An 8,069-nucleotide genomic window follows, 5' to 3' on the forward strand; every position below is an offset into this window, starting at 1 on the left:
TAAAACTGCATTTGATTTTTCGTCTATCGTATATTTAGTCAAAAAAACTGCACCTCCAATTGTTAGATGTTGTCTAACAATTGGGGTGCAGTTCAGTAGGGGCCCTTTTTTTTGTTGAAGCTCTGTTAAAGGTGTTGTTGAATCTCTTAATGAACTAAGGGGCAGTATAATTGAAAAAGGAACTTAAATTTAAATCTCGAATATATAATGTAATCGGATAGCTAAAAATTTGATGACAGACAGGAGTTAGATACGATGATAAAAGGTTTCGGGGGAATATTTTGGAGATATCTTTTTAATGTAGAAATGGGACTGAAGAATAACAAGAATCGGACTACCTTCAGCCCCATTAGTTAATAATATTTATGCGAACTTAACATCTTTCTCCTTTTATTTCCTTTTTCTTTCTATTTCTATTTCTTTTATAAATGATTCTCCTTCAATATCTAAATTTGGTAGTAGTTTATCTAACCACTTTGGCAAGTACCAAGAAGCTTCTCCCATTATAATCATTACTGCTGGTACAATAGCCATTCTTACTACAAAAGCATCAAATAGAACGCCAAATGTGAGAGAAAAGCCCATTGCTTTAATTATTGGATCTGGAGCTAACATGAATCCAGTAAATACTGAAATCATAATCAACCCAGCAGCTGTTACTACTCCACCACTATCTCTCATTCCTGCTAAAACAGCTTCGCGTGCATCCCCAGTATGTGTAAATACTTCACGCATTCTACTAACTAGAAAGACCTCATAATCCATTGCTAACCCAAATAAAATCCCTATCACAATGACTGGTAAGAAGCTTAATACAGGATTAACAATGGGAAATCCAAATAAATCAATTAAATTTCCATCTTGTATAACAAATACAGTGAATCCTAATGTTGCACCTAATGAAAGTAAAAATCCTAGAACTGCTTTTAATGGAACTAGAATAGACCTGAATACTAGTACTAATAAAATGAATGAAAATCCAATAATTAATAAAGCGAATATTGGCAATGCATCACTCAATTTCTGTGATATATCAATGTTTACCGCCGTAGTACCTGTAACCATTAATTTTAACTGTTCGGATTTTTCCAAGGTCTTTGCCTTTGCTCTAATATCGTCTACAAGATCTTTTGTTTCTGAATCAGATGCTCCTGTCTCTGGAGTTATAGAAATAAGATACAATTCTCCTGATGGTCCAGGAATTGCTGGACTAACATTTTTTACATTTGATAATCCACTTAACTCTTCTACAGTATCACTTAATGCTACTTGTGGATTGGTTGTTTCGCTTGATGTTTTAGCGGCTACAATTAATGTTGCATGATGGCCTGGGCCATAAGCTTTGCTAAGTAAATCATATGCTTTTCTTTCTGTTGTCTCTTCATTTTTCGAACCGTTATCTGGTAATGCGAGTTCCATATGGGAAATAGGGATAGCAGTTATAGAAAGAAGTATAATTCCAATAACTGCTACCCTCCACGGGCGTTTTGCTACAAAATTTCCCCATCTATCGGAAGTAGTTTGTTTTTTATCGCTTTTAATAATTTTGCTTAAAAAAGTATTTTTTCTATCTGGTCCCACTTTATGTCCCATCAGACCTAAAAAAGCTGGAACCACAATTATTGCAATAAATATTGCTAATAATACGCATAGAGCAGCAGATAGCCCCATCATTGTTAAAAATGGTATTTTTGCAACAGATAAACCTAAGAGCGCAATGATGACTGTTATGCCAGCAAACACTACAGCACTCCCGGCTGTTCCATTTGAAATTGCTACAGACTCTTGGACAGAATATCCTTCTTTTCTTTGTTGTCTAAAACGAGTCATAATAAAGAGAGCATAATCAATGCCTACTGCCAGTCCCAACATTGCTGCTAACGTTATCGAAACAGAGGTAATTTCCAAATAATTTGTTCCAATCACAATTAATAAAATTCCTATAGCTAGTCCAATAACCGCCGTAATAATTGGTAACCCAGCTGCTAAGAAGGAAATAAAAGTAATTGCCAATATAACATAAGCAACAATTACCCCAATTACTTCTGTGATTCCTCCAATTTCCATTTCAGAAAATAAAACATCACCAGCTAATTCTGTTTGAATACCTGCATCACGTGTATTTTCAATGTTTTCTATAATATTTTCCTTTGATTTTTCCGATACCTTGTCTGCTGCTACATTATAAGTAACAATTGCATAACCTATTTTCTTATCTTTACTTAAATTCCCTAACTCTAATGGGTGTGCAACAGAAACAACATGATCATCTTTTTCTTTTATCACTCCCAATGTATCCGTAATTACTTTATTAACCTCTTCAGAATCTAAGGTTTTATTTTCAGGTGCTTTTAATACTAACTGTACTTGACCTCCTGTTGAGGGAAATTCCTTTTTAATGAGTTGAAGGGCTTTTTCTGATTCTGATCCAGGTATAGACATGTCTTCAGAAAAATTTGGTCCCAGATTCATTGCAATAATTGCTATCGCAAGGAGAACTGTTAATGAGCCTCCAATTATTTTTTTACTATTGTTTGCCGCCCATTTTCCTAATTTATAAAGATACTTTGCCATTAATAGCTTCCTTTCATCCTAATATTACATACAACACATTAAAACAACTAGTTATTATTTAAACGACAAGTCATTAATCGAACACTTCGTTGATTTAATGGCATAGACATAGTATATTAAAGCTAATTGAAGGTAACAATAAGCAAAATGAAAACATGTGTCATTAAATAGTCATTTATTAATGTTTTGTTCATTTAAAAACATATTGAAGTGATTTGGTTAATAAGTAGGAGGGGAAAATATGGTTGGTACACCAGGAAACCGAAGAACATTGTATAGTAAAAAGGTAATTATAGAGGCTTTTTTACTGCTACTACAAGAAAAAAACTTAAATAAAATTACTGTTACGGATATTTGCAAAGAAGCAGATATTAATCGCGGCACTTTTTATTCTTATTACAATGATCCGTTTGATTTAATGAGAAGTATTGAAGAAGAAATGATAGAGAAAATGATGAGTACAATTAATATTTCAGGAGAACAAAATATACTAAATGAACTTTTAAAATTGATACTTATAAATAAGGAGCTCTGTAAAATCATTTTTAATGAAAAAAATAGCTCTCATGTACTAAATACAGTTTTGAATTCTGCTCATGATATAACAATTGCAGAAATAAAAAAACAGTTACCAAATGCTAATGAGAATCATTTAGAATATTTTTTCACTTATTCGACTGGAGGGATCATTGAAGTAATTCGAAAATGGATAAATGATGATATGAAAATTCCAACTGAAGAAGTTGTACAAATCTTAGAAAGTATGAACGTCACCTAATTTCAATAAATAGTAATTTAATATTATGAATAATTGTCATTAATAGGTACAGAGATTCACTATAAAAAAGACCATTATCATTTATTTGCTTAAAATTATTCTATATCGAATTAGCTAAAGAGATCGTAAACTTTTCGGGAAAATGTGAAGAGTTTTACTTAAACTAACGGGTGCGTTCGTATTATAAGGTGAGCCAGTTTTTACTGGTTGACCTTTTTTTAATAGAATCTATTATATCAGTAGCCAGGGTAGGACGTACGGGTGCGTGGGACTCGATCCCGTGAACTAAACTGTCCGCCCCCTACTTGTAGAAGCATGTTTGAGGCTGGTTGGGACGTAGATCTCGTATAACAAGCGAAGCTATGACACTACATGGAGGACTAGGGGTACTGGTAAGTAAGTAGAGGAGGGGAAAACAATGAATCCAGTTGTCGGTCTGGATGTGGCAAAAGGAGAGAGTCAAGTTCAGGCATTTTTAGATCAATCTAAACCGTATGGGACGAGCTTTTGAGGAATTAGATCATTTTTTAGACTTTTTAAAAGAGTTTGAAGAGGTGTCAGGGCAGATGCCTATGGTCATTTTAGAATCTACAGGGCATTACCATACTCCTGTTATTCAATACTTGGAGGAACAAGGGATTCTATATATCTTACTAAATCCGATTATTCTTATCAGGCAAAGAAGACCAGTTTACGGAAGGTAAAAACAGACGCTATCGATGCGTACCAGTTGTGTGTGCTGTATTACAAAGAGGATTTTGAACCTCATAAAATTAGAGGAATTCAGCTATTAGACCTTCGGAATTTGTCAAGACAACAGGAAATCGTAAAGAATATGTATGTGGAAGCCAAACTTCAGTTTCACACCATTTTAGATCAAGTGTTTCCTGAATACCGGAAGGTTTTTGGGGATCTATATTCAAGGGTTTCTTTACTGATATTAAAGGAATATCCCACTTCAGAGGCGGTATTAACAGCCGGGGAAAGTAAGCTAGCAGAGAGTGTTATAGAGTTCTGTCCTAGCAGATCGGGTCAATGGGCATGGGAAAAAGCAAAAAAAATAATGGACTCCGCATCTCGAAATCCATTCCAAAAAAACGTGAATGAAAGTCACGTAATCAATCTTAGTATGTATATTGAGTTGCTTTTTCATTACCAGGGACACCTCTCTGATTTGGAAGATCGTATAGTGGCCCTGGCAAATGAACTGGAAGAATATAAGATCATCCAATCGATTCCCGGTATAGGAGAAAAAATCGCAGCCACGATTATCTCTGAAATTGGTGAAATCGATCGGTTTAATCATCCGAAAAAACTGGTTGCCTTCGCTGGAGTAGATCCAAGTGTTCACTCTTCCGGTAAGTTTACGGCAACCATTAATCGTATCACTAAAAGAGGTTCGAGCAGATTACGTCATTCTCTGTATCTTGCCGTACTATGCGGCATAAGAAGTTCAAGGAACAAAAAGCTTAAAGCCTTCTATGATAAGAAAAAATCAGAAGGAAAACCGGCCAAAGTGTCAATCGTTGCCTGTATTAATAAGTTGCTTCATTGGATATACGCTCTATTAAAGAGAAAAGAAACGTTCCTAGATTTAGCCTAATTAACGGTTTTGTGAAAGAGAAAAATCCTTCCAAAAGGGTTTTGTAGTATATCATAAGGGAAATGAAATTTTTAGAGAAAGATATTGACATCCTATTAGCTGGTTTAGTTCCATAGGGCATAAAGGAAGACTACAATAAGTGGTCTCTTTTATTTGTTCGAAAATCAACATTTCTCTAGCCAGAACTTATTTGGGGAAGGAAATTTTTTCTGCCTTTCATAAGAACGTTAGTTCGTATATAATGGAAGTAAAGGAGGGATTTTTCTGATGGGGACAATTTGTGATAGAGGCTTGTTAAATGGCAGTCAGCATTGATTATGCCGGAACATAAAGCTTTAAATAAAAAAATAGGTGAGGTTGATTATTTCTTAAATAAAAAACCTATCCTTGATGAATACCAGGTTGAAGAGTTTGAAAACAACATTCATTATGCAATGGAATATCATTTACCGATAAGATTTAGATTACATAACGAGGGAAGTCCACAAGAATTGGATGGTTATTGTGTGTACATTCATCCTGTCACAAAAGAGTTACGCATTCAGAAGAGAGATAGTTCCTTTGAGAAAATTAAATTCGATGAAGTTATTAGTGTGATTGTAGAGGATTAAAAAAAGCCCTTCTCATTAGTGAAGGGCTTGATTTGATATTTGTACCTTGTAAAAGGTAAAGGGAATTGATACTAATATTAATCGTGAAGAGTTTGCTGGAATAGATGGAGTGGAACATAATGCCTTACATGATGCTACGGTAATTAAGGACTATTATGAGGAAATAATTAAATCGGAGCTTAAAAAAAGATGACCCCGGATCACATTGCCGAAGTCATCTTATAGCAGTAGCCTTGAATCTTTAATTTAGCTGTCTACTTTTGATCATATAGTTCACACACAACTTTTTTATATTATTTTAAATTCGACCAACTTTTTTCAAGTTTATTATAATAATAGAACCATGAAGATAATGCCACAGCATTACTAACGACAGCCACTGGTCCTGCAATTTTTGTCAATATTGTTTTCGCTGTTGCCCAAGAAATTATTTTCCCTGCTACTAATGAACCACCACTAAATCCAGAAACTAGCCAACCAACCGTGGTTGAACTCTCAGTACCTCTAAGAGAATCCACATTATTTGCATATGTATTAAAAGGTTTAGAACTTGCTAATTTAGCAGTTTTATTTGGTTCCTTTAGATAACGAGCAGTACCTTTACCAGTAGTGAAATTCTTAGTGTAACTAATGTTCAATATTGTAACCATTGATTTGTTACCACTTGTAGAAGCCATTGGATAAAAACCACTCGCTTCTTCCTGTGTTTTAGGTTCTGGTATTTCTTCGAAAAGAATTACATCTTGATCTACTATTTTATCGTTAGTAAGAGTTGTTGAAAAGTCTTGTATAAGTTCATGGTTGTCTTCATTATAAACTTTTGTGTGTATTATTATTGTGTTTTCATCAATTGTTTCAGTTGTTTCTATATAACGTGTTTGAACACCCAAGATTGTCAATATGTACTCAGATTTTTCTTCAGTATCCGTAATAATCTCCATACCATCTTCAGGTATGATTGTTGAACCTGAAGTTGCTAATGCTGTGCTACTCGGAATAGAGAATGCTAGACTTCCTACAAGTAGGATAAAGCTCATTAAGATTGAAATTTTTTTCATGTTTTTCCAAAACTCCCTTTTTATGTTTTCGGTTAAGCAGCGAGTCTTATACTAACATACTATTAATCTTTTTTTAAGGAAATAAATACAAAACAGTAAAAAAATAGAATTAAAGAAAAAGTGAAAAATGTTAGAATCCCACTTAAAAAATGAGCGTATAGTGCAAAAATCATTGAAAGATTTGATAGTGCAATGATTAAAAAAATGTTCACCCTATGCTTATTTTTATAAAACAAACTAAAAATAATTGATAAAAAAAACAAGATACTGGCCAAATAAAATACAAAATCCGCCGGGGAACTTTTCTGGTACCGTACAACATACCAATAAAGAAGTACAACAAAAAATATTTTTACAAACTTGAACACAAAATCTCTCCTTCTATGTATTTCGTAAGTATGAATTATTATCTTTTTCGTAAAAATAGTCTTTTGATTTCTTTTAAAAATCACTATTAATTCCATATAACCCATAATTAAGAAATTATATTAATGGTAAATATAACATATATTCCTGATAGAAGGTACTCTATATATCTTGTACATAACAAATGCTGATAGGCTTGACCTTCTTAACTAACTCCGTAATATCATATCATCGTTATAAATCACTTGAACTATACGAGAATCCTTGCTAGCTGCAAATTCTGACTTAATCTTCTGAATCCATTCATATGCGGCAATGGCAGCTGCCCAATCTGGATCCTTCTTATAATCTGAATTAGGAACGGGGAAGCTTCCACTCTGCAAGAAATTAGTTTCTCTTGAATGTAAGTGAACCTTGATATTTATGTTCAACCCTAAATACCTCCTGGAGTTAGTATAGTTTTATGGCCACATGTTAGTTATTTTCTTACTTCTTCATTTGCCTCTTTTCAATATATACCCAACTATAATAGAACAGCCAGAAAACCAAGGGTACTAAAAGTACATAAGCGTTAAATTCCTTTGAATGATGATATTGATATATTATTAAAATTATTCCTATAATTAATGCCGGCAGTAAAAGAATAAAATATTTTTCTTATGCAATTTACCTCTCTCCAATTTTGTCATTCAAAACACTCCTCTCTCTAAAAATGTAATCAATCCATATATTAACATAAATTCGAACTGGTTTTCGTTATAGATGAAAAAGAATGAATGTATCACTATGAAAAAATGACCACATTCTGACCACCAAATAAAAATAAAAAGGTGAAATAACCTAAAAGAAATTTGTATACAGGTTATAGAAAGCCTTGTTAAATAAGCCTTTATGTATCTTTTTGAAAAAAAACGAAAGGCGAAGATATGTTTAGAACACAAGTTCACCCATGGGAACGCGAACAATATATGTCCATGTATTAATCTTTCAAACCCTTGGCACCTCTGGTGTCAGGGGTTTTTTATTTGGTGGGCAAATCTAAGTCATATTAATGCATTGGATATTTGCCCACTAAATTC

The 8,069-nt window shown here is 33.5% G+C and carries 5 protein-coding genes and 1 pseudogene; 3 read left to right on the forward strand and 3 right to left on the reverse strand.

Annotated features, from left to right (window positions below; genetic code table 11):
* Window positions 1-390: 390 nt before the first annotated feature.
* Entirely contained in the window at window positions 391-2,574 is a 2,184-nt protein-coding gene (locus ACFRAK_RS26845; RefSeq protein WP_394572875.1) for an MMPL family transporter, read from the reverse strand.
* Between the two features lie 241 nt (window positions 2,575-2,815).
* Here ACFRAK_RS26845 and ACFRAK_RS26850 point away from each other — a divergent pair, with 241 nt between their 5' ends.
* The 3 genes and pseudogenes from ACFRAK_RS26850 to ACFRAK_RS26860 all read left to right on the forward strand — a co-directional run bounded on the left by ACFRAK_RS26850 (window position 2,816) and on the right by ACFRAK_RS26860 (window position 5,566).
* Entirely contained in the window at window positions 2,816-3,352 is a 537-nt protein-coding gene (locus tag ACFRAK_RS26850; RefSeq protein WP_387708204.1) for a TetR/AcrR family transcriptional regulator, read from the forward strand.
* A gap of 418 nt (window positions 3,353-3,770) precedes the next feature.
* Window positions 3,771-4,955: pseudogene (locus ACFRAK_RS26855) on the forward strand (IS110 family RNA-guided transposase).
* A 317-nt stretch (window positions 4,956-5,272) separates the two neighbouring features.
* Entirely contained in the window at window positions 5,273-5,566 is a 294-nt protein-coding gene (locus ACFRAK_RS26860; RefSeq protein WP_387708407.1) for a YolD-like family protein, read from the forward strand.
* Window positions 5,567-5,859: 293 nt separating this feature from the next.
* Here the strand turns inward: ACFRAK_RS26860 and ACFRAK_RS26865 are convergent, their stop codons facing one another.
* Entirely contained in the window at window positions 5,860-6,624 is a 765-nt protein-coding gene (locus tag ACFRAK_RS26865) for a hypothetical protein (RefSeq protein WP_387708409.1), read from the reverse strand.
* 575 nt (window positions 6,625-7,199) lie between these two features.
* On the reverse strand, window positions 7,200-7,421 hold the full coding sequence (locus ACFRAK_RS26870; protein ID WP_353871725.1) for a hypothetical protein: 222 nt from the start codon (window positions 7,419-7,421) through the stop codon (window positions 7,200-7,202).
* Between the last annotated feature and the right edge of the window lie 648 nt (window positions 7,422-8,069).

The sequence above is a fragment of the Peribacillus sp. NPDC056705 genome (assembly GCF_043656335.1).